This is a genomic window from Anatilimnocola floriformis (genome assembly GCF_024256385.1).
Lineage (GTDB): Bacteria > Planctomycetota > Planctomycetia > Pirellulales > Pirellulaceae > Anatilimnocola > Anatilimnocola floriformis.
Window position 1 is genome coordinate 62778 of record NZ_JAMLFW010000003.1, and the last position, 14781, is coordinate 77558.

Genomic DNA, 14781 nt, shown 5'->3' on the forward strand with positions numbered 1-14781 from the left:
ATGGCCGACCTGTTTTCCTCATTGCCGAACGGCCCGTACGAGGAGCCGATCCTGGCGGAAGCCGACCCTGCCTGGCCACCGTCTCCTCCGCCGCCACCCACGAATCGCCGCGGCTTGCCGGACGCAGAGCAACTCGAGCGGGCCATCGAAGGACGAATGGCTTGTAGCCTGGCCGTGGCCAGCTGGGTTCCCGCCCTGGCCCTGATCGTTTGCGGTCCGTTGGTGATTTACTACCACATGCGGATCTACCTGCTGAGCCTGACCAACTGGTTCGTGCCGCTGTCGGTGCTGTTCGGCGTGGCGTTGTTCTTCGGCCTCTTGGCTTTTCTCCGTCTCTTCTCCTATGGACAAGGGACGCGACTCGGCGCGCCGCTGGTCTGCGTATCGATCGCCGGTTTTTTGCTCGGCCTGGCCGGAGGCGTGCTGGTGGTGTGCGCACTTATGATGCCATCGCTGCTGCTCGCCAAATCGAAACTCGAGCGCGAACAACTCCAGCGAGAAGCCGTCGCCGCGGCGGGAGGAGTTGCGGAGCTGATGCCGGAGCAAAAGGCAAGGCTGGCAGAAGCAAGGGACAGGGAGCAACTCGCGATTAGCAAGGTCCGAAAACGGATCAACAAAACGGATAGCGCGCGCATGGCTCGTGAGCTCGCGCGTAACAAGCGTCAGCAAGAAGAGACGGCTCGACTCAACGAGGTTACCGAGCAACGGCGAATTGCTCTCGCCGCACAGGTCGAGGAACAGCGCCGCCGCGCCGAAGCCATCAAGTCATCGGATAAGCCCGGCAACTATCGCGCGGCCATGTATGCCCAATTGACCGCAGGCGATAAGACGCCTCTTCCCGAGTACGCCGGCCCCGACGGCGAACGAAACGGCAACTGGTCGCTCACTTGGAACACGCTCGACATCCGCCCCGCGCTCAGGCCCCGCGCGCCGGCATCGACGGAGTCGCTCCTCGATGGACGCTTCGTCGTCAACGGCCTCGAGATCCGCCGCCTGAAACTGGCGGGCGAAGTGTTCGTACCGCAAGCCTTCATGTACTTCGGCAGTTTGTGGCTGTTGCAAACCGACGGCCAACTGATGGAGATTAACTTGGCGGATTTGCGGCCGGAGCAGGACTTTTTTCTTCGCAGCCGCTGTACCAATCTCAATCTGCTGCGTGAGCCAGATGCCACGCGCTTGCTCGCGTTTGCCGATGACAAGTTGATTCGTATCGGTCTCTCGCGCACCGAGGGAAAACTTGAAGTAGACGCCACGCAGCAGAAACTGTCGTTCCCGCGACAAGCGACGGTCTTTGAAAACGAGTTTCAAGTCGTCGCCGGCAGCGAACAGCCCATCCTCGCCACCTGGCAAAGTTCGCAACTCACCACCATTCGTGAACTAGGGCGGGCTCGTCAGGGTGCGCCAAGCGGAGCCTTTGCCGACAGTCAGCATGGCAAAGCGTTTCCTATCGACCGCGCGGGTTCGTTTTATGTCAGTCGGCCCGAAGGTATTTTCCGCGGCCAGTTGGCGGCCGCCGATTTGCCCGACGCGCAGGTCAATCAAACTCCTACTGGACCGCGCGAACAAGCGACTCCCAACCGGCAGCAAGCTTTCTTTTCGGCCACGGTCAGCTTCGACGACCGGCACGTTTTCTCCGGCAAGCAGCGGTGGCCGATGGAAACCATCACTTGGCAAAACGTGATTCCCGCCGCGGGAATTGATCCTGAAAAGTTCGCGCAGCTCTCCACCGATCGCCTGCTGACATGCAGCGCTCAGCACAACCTGCTGGTCTATGACCGCAACGGCAAACAGCTGCTCGCGCAGACCTTTCCAGGCGCGGGCAAAACGCTGGGCATGATTTCGTTGGCTCCGCTCGAGGTCGTGGTGGTCTTCACTGAGAAGCGAATCTTTGTCGTTTCTCCTGATCCCGGCTTGGTTGATGCGAAGGCGCGCCCGGGCCACTATCCCACGGTCGCCTTGCCCGCGCGGCCGCGCGACGACGGACCGGAGTTAGTGTTCAAGCCGGGACCGGATCGACGCTTTGGCGACGAGGTTTTTAAAGTAACGAACCTCCCCGCCGGGACGCAGGGCATTTGGGGAGCACAGCCCGATCGGATATTTGTGCTCGACAGTGAAGGGGGCATTCACAAGGTCAGCACAAGCACCTGGCTGGTGGAGAAGTCGCTGCCGCTCGGCGACAAGGGGAGCGACCAGCCGTACAGCATTGATGAATTGCGCTGGACTCAGGCGGGGCTTGTGGCCAGCCTGCCGCGGTTGCATTTGCTGGCCGTGATCGATCCCGACACGCTGCAGGTTCGGCGGACGTTCAATTTCCACGGCTGGCAGGAGGGCTGGGCGACTCATCCAAACAGCCCCTACGTGTTTCAGGCCATCCCGCTTCCCGCGCAGCGGTTCGACTTGATCGATCTGCGCGACGGCGCGTTAGTAGCGACGATCAGCGCCGACAAACTGCAATCGAAAGAACGCACTCCTTTCAAGACGTCGGTCGCCTTTGGTCCACGGCAGGAGTCGTTCCTCATCGGAGCGGGGAAACGGGCTTATGCTGTGAAGCTCACGCCGACCGGTTTCGAACAAATAAACCTGCCCGATAGATTCTTCAAGGGCTCACGAGTTGAGTTCGACGTACACGATGACAGCCAGCAAGTGTTGATGTCGAGCGGCGTGGAAGTGTTGCTCAGCGAACTGGAAGGCAAAGGGATCATGGGACTTCCCGATGTGCCTGCCGGTTCTCCGGTCCGTTACGGCCGCGATGGCAAATCGATCGTACTGAACGAACGCGAGTATGACCTGACCAGCCGCGAGATGAGGCCGATTGAAAAGGAACTGGCGCGCGCCGTCTACGCTCGCGACGGCAAGAGCTTTATCAGCAACGGCCAAACGGTTTATATAGCGAAGTGACAGCGCCGCTTTGACGCATAAGCGACCCCCGTTTTGCTGGCTTTTGCCGCCGTAGTGGATTATCGTAACCTGCTCTTATGAGCAGCGACCCGCCCTATCAATTCGGCAGTATTCAGCCGCTGCAGCCCTTGCCGCCGGGCGGTGGTGCGCGCTGGGAGCCGTCGCCGGTTCGCGAGCAGCGCACGGGTGGGCAGATCTGTGCCACCTGGGGCATCGTGGCTGCGGTGTTCGTCATCCTGAGCTGCGCGCTTTGCGTAGGGATGCATTTTCTGCGCGATGTGAACGTGGCGCAATGGTGGATCGGTATTTTGTTTCTGCTCGCCGTCGCCGGCTTGCTCACTTACCTGGCATATCAACTGACGCCCGTCGAAGGAAGACCTCGACGACGGCTGTCGTTGGCACTCGCCAACAACAGCCTGTTGCTGCTGATGCTGGCCGCCACCGTATATGCCATCAGCTTTCTGCCGATGCAGTACCTCCTGTTCTTGAAGTCCGACGAAGCTCGAGTCGCTCTGCAGAAAGCGCGGCAGCGCGAGCAATTTGCCGCGCAAATGCGGTGGAACGCGCAGCGACGAAAAGAGATGGCGCCGATTCGTTATCGCGATGAGATGAAAAGGCTCAACGATCGAGTACGACAGATCGAAAGGGAGTTGGCACAAATCGAGAAGGGAGAGAAACGAGATCTCGAAATCGACGCCAAAGCCACTGCCGGCCGAGTCGCCGCCAAAGAAAATGCGTTGAAGTCCGAGTACGCCGCTGGGCTCGTCGAGGCCATGCGCACGCCGGGCGTTTCAATCCCCACGTATGCAGGTCCACTCGATTGGAAAGATGTCTACGTCTCGAATCGCACGCTGGGACAAAAACGGCTTGAGTTTTTTCGAGAGGCAACTCCCGGCGATCTCGTCGAGAAAACGTCGGCAGACAAAGGGCTGCTGGTCACGCAACTGAAGCTGACGGGAGCGGAGTTTCTGCCGGAGGTTGCACTCCGCAAGCGACCGCGGGGGTCGCTGTTGATTTTCGTGCGCCGCAGCGGCGAGTTGCTCGAGGTAACGCCTCAAGATTGGCGACTCCAACATACGCTGGTGTTTGGCGGAGTGTGCCACGATTTGTGTTACCTGAGCGACAACGTTTTTGTCGCTCGCGAAAATCCAGGTTCGATCCTCAAGATCGAATACCGCGGCGAAAACACCCGCACCGGCGATCTGGTCGAGTTCCATCAGACGCCGATGGTCGCGCCACTGCAACTGGCCGTCGGCATTAGCGTCGACGGCGCCCCCTCGTACCAAACCGTTAACGCTGCCGCGCCGCCGCTACTGGCCCGCACGGAGTTCAGCGATCTGCGCGAGGTCCAAGAGCTCGCCAAGGTGCGCGAGGCGAACGGGCGATTTCTTCCTGAGCAGCTCGGCCGCGATTCGTTTGTCGATGCCAATCGAGAATTCTTCGTCGCGCAGAAAGACGGCGTGTATCGCGGTCAGTTGCCCGCGAGCAACAGCAAACGTCAATCGCGCAGTAATCAAGCCGGCTTCGCGACACTCGATGGCAAAAACTTTTCCGTGGGAATGGAAAACATCCCGCTCGAGCAGATCACCTGGACCAAAACGCTCCCGGCCGTCGGCATTGATGTAACGAAGTTCGCCGCGCTCGGAAATGAGTTGCTCGCGACCTGCAATGATCGAGCGAACTTGCTTCTCTTTGACAAGCAAGGCCGGCCTCATTCGCAGCACACCTGGCCCGGCGCTGGCAAGACGCTGGGCATCGCCAGCGCTGGCGACCTGCCGATGGTGCTCGTCTTTACCGAGAAGAGTCTTTTCGCCGTAAGTACCGCGGCGGTTTCTGTCGAACGGCCGCTGGCCGGTGCAAATCCTTCTACTTCGCCAAAATCGCCCACGACGAAACCGGTTGATTCGCCGCCGGAGAAATTTCGGCCGAACGTGCGGCGGTACCTGAGCGTCGCGAACGCCGCGTCGCCCATAGATTTGCAACGAAATATTGCCGGCGCGAGCAAGCAACTCGAGAAAGCGAAGATTACCGAACTCCAACTTGATGCGCGGCGTTGGGTTTGGTTCGAACATGACAACTTGCTCTTCGCCCTCGAAGGGAACACGCTCCACTGGATCGAAGTCTCGGGTCGCACGATTCAGCGTTCGATCGAGCTCTCGCCCGCCGATGCACCGGTCACTCATCTGGCCTGGAGACAAAGTCGGCTTGTCGCCGTCGTGCCGAAGCTGCGACAGCTGATGACCTTCAATTTGCCATCGATGAAGCCGACCACTTATCAGTTGAATGACTTTACCGCCAACGAGTCGGGGGCTGGGTCAGACTACTTTGCCTCGTCGCGGCACTCCAACTACATCGCCTTGAGCTGCGGCCCGCCGAACGACAAGAAGACCGATATTGTCAGCGTCCGACTAGGAACGGTGTTCCTTACGATTGATCCCAAACAGCTGAAGCCGCCCGTCTCCGAACTGCAGACGATGGCGATGGGCGACGGCATTGTCATGGCCGTCGCGGGTGGCCGCCTGTATTGCATCAAGTGGGGCGCCACCGGTTGGTCGCAAGAGCCGGTGCCTAATGGTCGCGAGGATTACGAGTCGGATTTTTTCGCCTACACGTGGGGTCCGCGGCGGGTGTTCATGGGAAACGACACCTCACTGACCTCTTACAACCTGCGCGAGGCGAACGAATTGCCACTGTCGATCGTCAAGCCGCGCGAAGCCGCGATTGAATTCGTCCCCGATGGCGACGCGTATTGGCTCAACAACGGTAAGCGGTGCGACCTCAAAGGAAACGTGACGCTGTCGCTCGATTTGCCGAAGACCGGCGGCGGCGTGAGCATCAGCCCTTCCGGCAAGAAACTAATCATCGGCAATCAATTGATCGAACTCACCGAGTAACGCTGCGCATGACCGACTTGTTTGCATCACTGCCGAGCAATCCTGACGAGGAGCCGATCCTCTGCGAACTGGCTCCCGAGCCGCTGCCCGCTTGGGCTGCGCTGAGCGGACCATCGGAAGCGGAGATGATCGAGCGGGCCATCAAGGGAAGGATTGCCATCACCCTGGCCATTGCCAGTTGGCTTCCTGCGCTCGGAGTGATCGTGATCGGTCCGCTGATCGTTTACTACCACACCCACCTCCTCTTGCTGAGCCTCGATACTTGGTTCGTACCGCTCGCGGTGTTGCTGGCCCTCGCGCTCGTTTTTGCAATCGTGGCCTTTTTTCGCACGCCCAAGTATTACCAGGCAGGCCAACGAGGAACGGCTCTCGCCTGTCTCTCGATCGCTGGCGTGTTGCTGAGCGTGGCCGTGGGAGTGATGGCCGTTTGCGCCTGGAAGATGCCCGCGATTCTGCTAAGCAAAACCGACGCCGGCCGTGAACAACTCCACCGGCAAGCGGCCAACCAGGGTGATCCCGATTTGACCGCCGCGCAGAATATGGACCTGCGCAAAAACCGGGAAAGAGAAAACGCTGCCGCCGCAAAATTGGCCAAACGAACAACCGAAGTCACCACCGCGCAAGCTGCCCGCAAGGAAGCGCGAGAGAAAGAGGAAACACTCGAGAAGATTCGGCGCGCGACGGCTGCTGACAGGCAACGCGCCGCCCGCGAAGCGGAGGTTCAGCAACAGGCCCTGCGTGAGGAGGAAATCAAACGGAACGACAAGCCCGGCAACTATCGTCAGGCCTTGCGCCTGCGGCTGACGCAAGGTGTCGACTCCACTCCCTTGCCGGAGTACGCAGGTCCCACCGGCGAGCAAAACAACAACTATTCGCTCGACTGGAAAAAGCTCAATTTCCATCCGTCACTCAGGCCCACTCCGTCAGCAGCCACCGAGTCGCTTGTCGACGGTCGCACGCTGCGGGAAGGATTCGAGGTCCGGCGTCTCCGGCTGGCGGGCGAAGATTTCGTACCGCAAGCGGTGGTGTATTACGGCAGCTTGTGGCTGCTGCAAACCAACGGCACGTTGTTGCAGATCCGCCTGACCGATCTGCAAACGGAGTACGAATATCCCCTCAAGACCCGCTGCCACAATTTCAATCTGCTCTTGCAACCAGGGGGCGGGCAACAGCTGCAAGTGTGCGCTGACGACAGCGTGATTCGCCTCGCGTTGTCTCGCACCGGCGAACGATTGCAAGTCGATGCCTCGCACCAAAGGGTGGTCGCGCCTCGGCAGGTAACACTCACGGATGACGATGAATTGGAAGTGGGCACCGGCGGCGAGGAACCACTCATTGCCACCTGGAAAGGAAACTTGCTGACCAGCATTCGCGAACAGGACAGAGCTCGATCGCGCGCGCCGGGCGGAGCGTTTGCCGAGAGCCAGTACGGCCGCAGCTTTACGATTGACCGCGAAGGTTGTTTCTACGTCAGCCGGCCCGAGGGCATTTGCCGCGGCCAGTTGCCAGCCGTCCTGCTGCCCGATGTGAACTTCAAACCGAACCCCAGCTGGCCCAATTATTCGACACAGCGCGAACATAAGTCTCTGCAGACTGCCACCGTGAGCTTGGATGGCTTGAATATCATTTCCGCCGTACGGCGCTGGCCAGTGGCGGATGTCCACTGGCAAACCGTCGTTCCCGCCGAGGGAATCGATTCGGGAAAGTTCGCGCAGCTCAGCGGCAATCGGCTGGCAACTTGTAGCGATCAACACAACCTGCTGATCTACGACGCTGCTGGACCGCAGATTTCCGCACAGAATTTCCCGGACGCTGGTAAGACGCTGGGCCTGGCGTCGCTTTCGCCGTTGGAAATGGTGGTGGTTTTTACCGAGAAGCGAATCTTCGTGGTCGCGCCTGATCATTCACTCGCGCAGGCCCCTCCCAAAACGGAGCACTATCCAACCGTCGACCTGCGCATGCATCCCTACAGCGACGGACCGCCACTGCAATTCAAGTCGGGAACGGGTCGACAATTCGGCGACGAGAGTTACAAGGTCACTCAACTTCCCAAGGGTTCACAAGCCATTTGGGGCGAGCGGGCCAACCGCCTGTACGTGCTGGATGCAGATGGAATCATTTACCGTGTCAACACCGACACCTGGAGTGTTTCGAATTCCTTACCGCTCGGCGAAAAGTGGTCCGAAAAGCCCTACCACATCGACCAAATTCGCTGGACCCAAGCGGGGCTTGTGGCGAGCATGCCGCGGCTTCATCTGCTGGCCGTCCTCGACCCCGATACGCTGAAGATCCGGCGCACCTTCGAATTCCATGCATGGCAGGAACCGTGGGCGACACATCCGCGCAGTCCTTGGATTTTTCAGTCGATACCTACGCGGGGGTATCGGTTCGATCTGATTGACCTGCGCGATGGTGCGATCGTCACCACGATCAACGCTGACAAACTAAAACCCAAACAGCGCGACGGCTATAGAAAGTCAGTCGCCTTCGGCCCACGTCAGGAATCGTTGTTGATTGGCATCTGGCAGCGAGCCTATGCGCTGCGGCTCAACCCCGCCGATTCTGCTCAGTCAAAAACAAGTTGGGAACAGATCGAGCTTCCCGAGCGGGAGTTCAAGGAATCGCCGCAGGTTGGATTTGCCGTACACGATGAGACCGATCGAGTGCTAATGTTTGGCGGAACGCAGTTGGTGAGCTGCGATTTGAAGAGTCTCGAAGTCAAGGAATTGCTCAAAATTCCCTACGACGCCCAGATTCGCTTTGCGCGCGACAGCAAGTCGATGATCATCGGGAAATATCAAAAGGAATACGATCTCGACGGCAGCACTCCGCGCTCCATCGACAAAGCTAAAGATTTGGCCGAATACTCGGCGGACGGCACGAAGTTTATCAGCGGCGAGGCCGTGTACGAACGGAAGTAATCGACCGCAGCCATTTCCCCTCTCTTTCCCCTGGGATGAGTCAGCCATGCACCGGATTGTCACTCTGCTGATGGTTGCAGTGTCGCTTCATGCTTGTTCGGCCGAGGCCCAAGACAAGCAACCGCCGCGGTTTCCGCAGTTCGAAGTGCGCGAGCATCGCGAGGGTGAAAAGAAGCTGCCATATCGCTTGCTCGTGCCGCGAAGCTACGACGCCGCGAAGGCCTGGCCGCTCATCATCTGGCTCCACGGCAGCGGCGAGATCGGCAGCAATAACACGGCACAACTGAGCGGCATCACGTCAACGTTTCTGGGGAACGCAGAGAAGAGCCAGGCGATTGTGATGGCGCCGCAATGCCCAGAAGGATTTTCGTGGCTAGGCGTCGGTTTGAATGAGCCGCCCAAAATCACCGAGCCGTCGCGGATGATCGTGGCCACGATCGGCGATTTGCAGAAGGAGTACAACGTCGACGACCGGCGGATTTATATCGGTGGCTTTTCGATGGGTGGCTGCGGCTCGTGGGATTTGCTGAGTCGTTATCCGAATCTGTTCGCCGCGGCGTTTCCGATTGCGGGACCGCCGGGAGATCGCAAAGGGCTCGCACGGCTCATCAAGGACGTGCCGATCTGGGTCTTTCATGGCGATCAAGATCGCATCGCGCCTGTAGATAGCAGTCGCACGATTGTCGCCGCGCTGAAGGAGATCGCCGCGCCGGTGAAATACACGGAATACAAAAACGGCTCGCATGAAATGAACCAAGCCTTGGCCGAGCCGGCGCTGCAGGAATGGCTCTTCACGCAGAAACGCTCGACGGCTCCGGTGTTCACACCGAGCGAAGTTCCCGCCGATGCTTCGCTGATCACTAAGACTCTGCCGCACGGCATGCGCGATACCTGGACGGGCAAAGTCGAACGCACTGGCCACAGCGCGCCGCGGCTAGCCATCGAAGATGTTCGCTATCGATTGCGAGCGGCCGACGATGCTCCCGCAGCCGTCGCCGAACTGCTCGCCAAGATCGGCAAGGGTGAAGTGCAAGGAAGCTACGCCATCACGGGCAAGATTGCCCTCGAGGAGCGGGCCTGGCTCATCGTCGAGAAGATCGTCGCTGCTAATGAGAACGAAAAGGAAGACAAGCCGAAGAGCAGCGAAGCCAAGCCGATCAAAGTGCTGCTCATCGGCAACAGTCAGTGTCCCACGATCGTGGGCAAGCAGTTGCTCGAGAAGCTGGACGCATCGGACAAAGGTGGTCGGCCGATCGAGTTGGTTGGTTGCGTGCGCGGCGGCGCGTCGCTCCGTTCGCACTGGGAAGCTGGTACCGGCCCCGAAACGGCCCGCGGCAAGATCGCTGGCGGCGGTTGGGATTTCGTGGTGCTGCAAGATATTTACAACGTCGAAGAAGCCGCCTTTCAACCCTACGCCCGCCAGTTTCATCAACTGGTGAAAGAGAACGGCGGCCGCACGGTGCTCTTCGGCACGGCTTCGATCTTGAGCGATTACCCCAAGGGTTTCGAGCGACTCCACCGCTTGCATGTCGCCATGGGAAAAGAGTTGGAGACGCCGATCGTTGACGCCAGCCAGGCCTACGTGCGTTACTTCGGGGACACGCCGACCAAGGAAAAGATGGAAAGCCTGTTCGCCAGCGACCGTGCCCATCCGGGCCTGCAAGGTTCGTACCTTTACTCCTGCGGCATCTACAGCGTGCTGACTGGCCGCAGTCCGGTGGGGCTCGCCGCGCCGGAAGGAATTTCGGCCGATATTGCCAAGTCATTGCAGGAAACTGCCTGGGCTCAGTACCAGGAAACGGCGACAGCCCTGAAGAAGTAAAGTTCCATTATGTCGCGCACGCCGATCGTTCGACCAATTCACTGGCCAAACGTTGCCATCAACCTGGCAATCGTGGCTGTTTTCGTCTCCCTGGGCTGGTTGATCGCTCCACGATATGGCCCGTCGTACGGCGCTCTCGCGTATGTGATTGTGGCGCTGTTGCTACGGGGTACGATTTCGCGCCACCATCGAGCGGCAGTCGCCCTGTGCAAACGGCGGCAATTTGAACAAGCGATTCCGGAGTTTGAAAAAAGTCTGCACTTTTTTCAGACCCATCGTTGGATCGATGATTGGCGGGCCATCACCTTGTTCTCAATGGGCATCCCCTATCGAGAGATGGCGCTGGTTAGCCTGGGGTTCTGCTACGGCCAAATCGGCGACGGAAAGCGTGCTCGCGCGTACTACGAACAGGCCTTGCAAGAATTTCCTAGCAACAAAAATGGCATGGCCGAGTCTGCCCTCCGGCTGATGGATGCCGCGAAGAATGAGGCGTAAAAGAGTGCAGTCGACGATTAGCGGCGGAAAAGACTCCGGCGCTCCGGGCATGACGAACACAGATCCGGCACAACCGAGATTGCGACACAGCCTGTCAGTTAGTCGCGGCCGTGCTAGCCGCGCTGGATGCCAAAAATCCGCGAAAAACAGCGAAGATACGACCTTACGCACCTGCCGGGGCGCTTGCTAGACTGACCCCTCCCACCTTGTTTATTTGGCAGATTTGTTCGGTTGGCAGGCCCCCGCAATGCCCGAGTATCGCCAAGATCCGTTGTCGTTGCGTTGGGTGATCGTCGGCAGTGACCGCGCCGCTCGACCTCAGGAATTCGTCGAGCATACCGACCGCCGCAGCGATTTTGGCTGCCCCTTCTGTGCCGGCCAAGAGTCTCAAACGCCGAACCCGGTGCAGGTTTATCCCGCCGTCAACGGCCGGGCCAAGCTCTTTCCCTGGCAGGTGCGGGTCGTGCCGAACAAGTACCCGGCGGTGTCAACCGATGTCATCCCCGATGGGCCGCCGACCAGCAACGGCAGCTCGAACGGCTCGCTTCACCGGCACCGCAACGGTTTCGGCCAGCACGAGGTGATCATCGAATCGCCCGAGCACATTACCAGCCTTACTCAGCTGACAACCGATCAGCAGCGACTGGTCTGGCAGGTCTATCAAGATCGCCTCCGCCAACTGCGGCAGGATGGCCGGTTCAAGTACGTGCAGATCTTCAAAAACGTCGGTGCGGCAGCCGGCGCTTCGCTCGAACACACGCACAGCCAGGTCGTGGCCCTGCCGTGGACCCCCGATGACGTGCAGAAGGAACTCGAACGTTTCAACCAGCACCAGGCCAAGACTGGTCAGTCGCTGTTGACGCAGGTTGTCGACGAGGAACTGGCGACCGGCGAGCGAGTGGTGGCTCAGTCGGCAAACCTCGTGGCGTTCTGTCCCTGGGCCAGTCGGTTTCCGTATCAAGTCTGCATCGCGCCGCGGCGGGCGGCTGGTTCGATCGAGAGTTTGCCGGCTGGCGAACTTAGCGAACTGGCAACGATTGCAGGTGAGCTGATCGGTCGTATCGAACGTAAGATCGGGGGCGCAGCATATAACCTGATATTACATACGGAACCCTTTGACATCGGCCCGCGCGACCACTATCACTGGCATATCGAGATTTTTCCGCGGCTCACGAAGGCAGCCGGGTTTGAGTGGAGCACCGGGTGCTGGCTCAACCCGCAGTTGCCCGAGCAAGCTGCGGCAGCGCTCCGAGCGGTGTGATTCATTCTCTCCCTGCGTGCTCGCTGTGAATACACAGACAGCTAGCATGATGTCGCTGACAACTGCTCTGCCTAACGGCGCCAAAAGTTCCGATTGAAATAACTAGCTAAGCCGTAGGAAGCTGGCCGATGTTGAGGACGACCGTTTGTTGTTGCGCCTCTCCATGCGCTCAGCTAGCGGCCGTTGGTGCGTGCGAGCATGCAATCCTAAAGCGTCAATGATGGTGGTCCTGGGATGAATCCGATTCGCTTGTGCCTGGTTCTGCACAATCATCAGCCCGTCGGCAATTTCGACGGCGTGTTCGAGCAAGCCTATCAAGATAGTTACTTGCCGTTCCTCGATGTCTTTGAGTCGTACAGCGACCTGAAGATTTCGCTGCACACCAGCGGCCCGCTGATGGAGTGGCTCGACGAGCGCCACGGCGAATACATCGATCGCGTGGCCCGCCTCGTGCGCGCCGGCCGCATCGAAATCGTCGGCGGTCCGTTCTACGAACCGATCCTCACGATGATTCCGCCGCGCGATCGCGTCGGTCAGATCACCACGTACTCGCGCTGGCTCGAAAACCGCCTGGGCGCGAACGTGCAAGGCATGTGGATGCCGGAACGCGTGTGGGAACAATCGCTCACGGGCGACCTCGTTGCCGCGGGCATGAAGTACACCGTGCTCGACGACTTTCACTTCAAAAACGCCGGTCTGACCGAAGATCAGCTGCACGGTTATTACCTGACCGAAGACGACGGCCGCGTGCTGTGCGTCTTTCCGGGCAGCGAGCCGCTGCGCTACACCATTCCGTTTCAATCGCCGCAGGCCAGCATCGACTATCTCCGCGGGATCCATGCCAAGTTTCCCGGCGCGGTTGTTGTCTTCGGCGACGACGGCGAAAAGTTCGGCACTTGGCCGGACACGAAAAAACACGTTTACGAAAACGGCTGGCTGCGGCAGTTCTTCGATGCGTTGCTCGCCAATCGCGACTGGCTGCAGATGAGCACGCTGGCCGAAGCCAACGAAAGCACACCGCCGGTCGGCAAGATTTATTTGCCCGACGGCAGCTATCGCGAAATGACCGAGTGGGCTCTGCCGGTCAATCAGCAACTCGAATATGACCACGTCGTGCACGAACTCGAGCACGATCATCGCTGGCCGCAAATCAAGCGATTCGTCCGCGGCGGTTTCTGGCGGAACTTCAAAGTGAAGTATCCCGAAACCAACGAAATGTATTCGCGGATGATGATGACCAGCAAACGCTTTGCCCAAGCCGAGCGCGATGGCGTGGCTGGCCAGGCTTTCGAAAACGCTCGGCAGGCGCTCTACCGCGGTCAATGCAATTGCCCGTACTGGCACGGCGCGTTCGGCGGCATTTATCTACCGCACTTGCGCAACGCGATTTTCAATCAGCTAATCGCCGCCGACAATCTGATCGATCAAGCGGCCGGCAAGACCGAAGCCTACGTCGAAGCCACGACCGACGACTACAACTTCGATCTCAAGCAAGAAGTCCGCCTTGCCAGCGACAAGCTGATCGCGCTCCTCGCGCCGGCTCAGGGCGGCATGCTGTATGAGCTCGATGTTCGCTCGATTTGCCACAACCTGGGCGCCACGCTCACGCGGCGGCCTGAGTCGTATCACCGCAAGGTGCTCGCCGGTCCTGCCGGCGCGAATGGCAGCGTGTCGAGCATTCACGACCGCGTCGTCTTCAAGCAGCCGGGCCTCGATCAACGGCTGCAATACGACCCGACTCAGCGGAAGAGCCTGCTCGATCACTTCTATGATCTGGGTGCGACGCTGCAAGGCGTGAGCCGCGGCGAAGCTCGCGAGCTGGGCGACTTCATCAACGGCGTGTATGAAGCCAAGATCCGCCGGGCAGCCGATCGCATTCAAGTGCAATTGACTCGGCCCGGTCACGTGAATGGTCACGAGATCCGCATCACCAAGGCCGTGACGATGATGGCTGGCAGCCAGACGATGGAGCTGACCTACCAGCTCGAAAATCTGCCGCCGCACGAGCTGTTGCACTTCGCCGTGGAGCTGAACTTCGCCGGCTTGCCCTCAGGCGCCGACGATCGCTACTTCCACAACCTGAACGGCATCCGCTACGGCCAACTCGGCACGCAACTCGATCTGCAAGACGCCAATCAGCTCGGCTTGACCGACGAATGGCTTGGCATCGACGTGCAGATGGTCGCCAACCGCCAGACCAGCTTCTGGACCTTCCCGATCGAAACCGTTAGTCAATCGGAAGGTGGTTTTGAATTGGTCCACCAGTCTGTCGCGGTGCTGCCACACTGGCACGTCCGCGGCGATGCTGCTGGCAAGTGGACCGCCACGATCCAGCTAACCACCAGCACCGCGATCGCCGAACGGCGCATGCAACCGGAACGAGCCGCCGTAATGGCGTAAGCCAGCTTCTCCCGTAGGGTGGGTCGAGCGGTACCCCGCGAGGCCCACCAATTAGGACGTCAACCGTGGTGGGCCTCGCGGAGTACCGCT

General features: G+C 59.7%; 7 protein-coding genes. All 7 read left to right on the forward strand.

All coding sequences use genetic code 11. The features are described 5' to 3' along the window. The 7 genes from M9Q49_RS33495 to M9Q49_RS33525 all read left to right on the forward strand — a co-directional run bounded on the left by M9Q49_RS33495 (position 1) and on the right by M9Q49_RS33525 (position 14691). The gene (locus tag M9Q49_RS33495; RefSeq protein WP_254513693.1) at positions 1–2898 is read left to right on the forward strand and encodes a hypothetical protein; all 2898 of its coding nucleotides are present in this window, start codon (positions 1–3) and stop codon (positions 2896–2898) included. A gap of 77 nt (positions 2899–2975) precedes the next feature. Beyond that, positions 2976–5792 carry a hypothetical protein gene (locus M9Q49_RS33500; protein WP_254513694.1) on the forward strand — a complete coding sequence of 939 codons (2817 nt, stop codon included), beginning with the start codon at positions 2976–2978 and terminating at the stop codon, positions 5790–5792. An 8-nt stretch (positions 5793–5800) separates the two neighbouring features. After that, entirely contained in the window at positions 5801–8713 is a 2913-nt protein-coding gene (locus M9Q49_RS33505; RefSeq protein ID WP_254513695.1) for a hypothetical protein, read from the forward strand. Between the two features lie 46 nt (positions 8714–8759). After that, a complete protein-coding gene (locus M9Q49_RS33510) occupies positions 8760–10535 on the forward strand; it encodes a carboxylesterase family protein (protein ID WP_254513696.1) in 1776 nt (591 codons plus the stop codon). A gap of 9 nt (positions 10536–10544) precedes the next feature. Further along, positions 10545–11030, forward strand: coding sequence for a tetratricopeptide repeat protein (locus M9Q49_RS33515; protein WP_254513697.1), 486 nt, complete (start codon positions 10545–10547; stop codon positions 11028–11030). A 247-nt stretch (positions 11031–11277) separates the two neighbouring features. Continuing rightward, a complete protein-coding gene (galT, locus tag M9Q49_RS33520; RefSeq protein WP_254513698.1) occupies positions 11278–12291 on the forward strand; it encodes a galactose-1-phosphate uridylyltransferase in 1014 nt (337 codons plus the stop codon). A gap of 234 nt (positions 12292–12525) precedes the next feature. Then, positions 12526–14691: an alpha-amylase/4-alpha-glucanotransferase domain-containing protein gene (locus M9Q49_RS33525; protein ID WP_254513699.1), complete on the forward strand. Its 2166-nt coding sequence runs from the start codon at positions 12526–12528 to the stop codon at positions 14689–14691. The last annotated feature ends 90 nt before the right edge of the window (positions 14692–14781 follow it).

Coding starts and splice junctions, on each gene's coding strand:
- M9Q49_RS33495 (WP_254513693.1), top strand. CDS start 1: ATGGCCGACCTGTTTTCCTCATTGCCGAACGGCCCGTACGAGGAGCCG.
- M9Q49_RS33515 (WP_254513697.1), top strand. CDS start 10,545: ATGTCGCGCACGCCGATCGTTCGACCAATTCACTGGCCAAACGTTGCC.
- M9Q49_RS33500 (WP_254513694.1), top strand. CDS start 2,976: ATGAGCAGCGACCCGCCCTATCAATTCGGCAGTATTCAGCCGCTGCAG.
- M9Q49_RS33505 (WP_254513695.1), top strand. CDS start 5,801: ATGACCGACTTGTTTGCATCACTGCCGAGCAATCCTGACGAGGAGCCG.
- M9Q49_RS33510 (WP_254513696.1), top strand. CDS start 8,760: ATGCACCGGATTGTCACTCTGCTGATGGTTGCAGTGTCGCTTCATGCT.
- galT (WP_254513698.1), top strand. CDS start 11,278: ATGCCCGAGTATCGCCAAGATCCGTTGTCGTTGCGTTGGGTGATCGTC.
- M9Q49_RS33525 (WP_254513699.1), top strand. CDS start 12,526: ATGAATCCGATTCGCTTGTGCCTGGTTCTGCACAATCATCAGCCCGTC.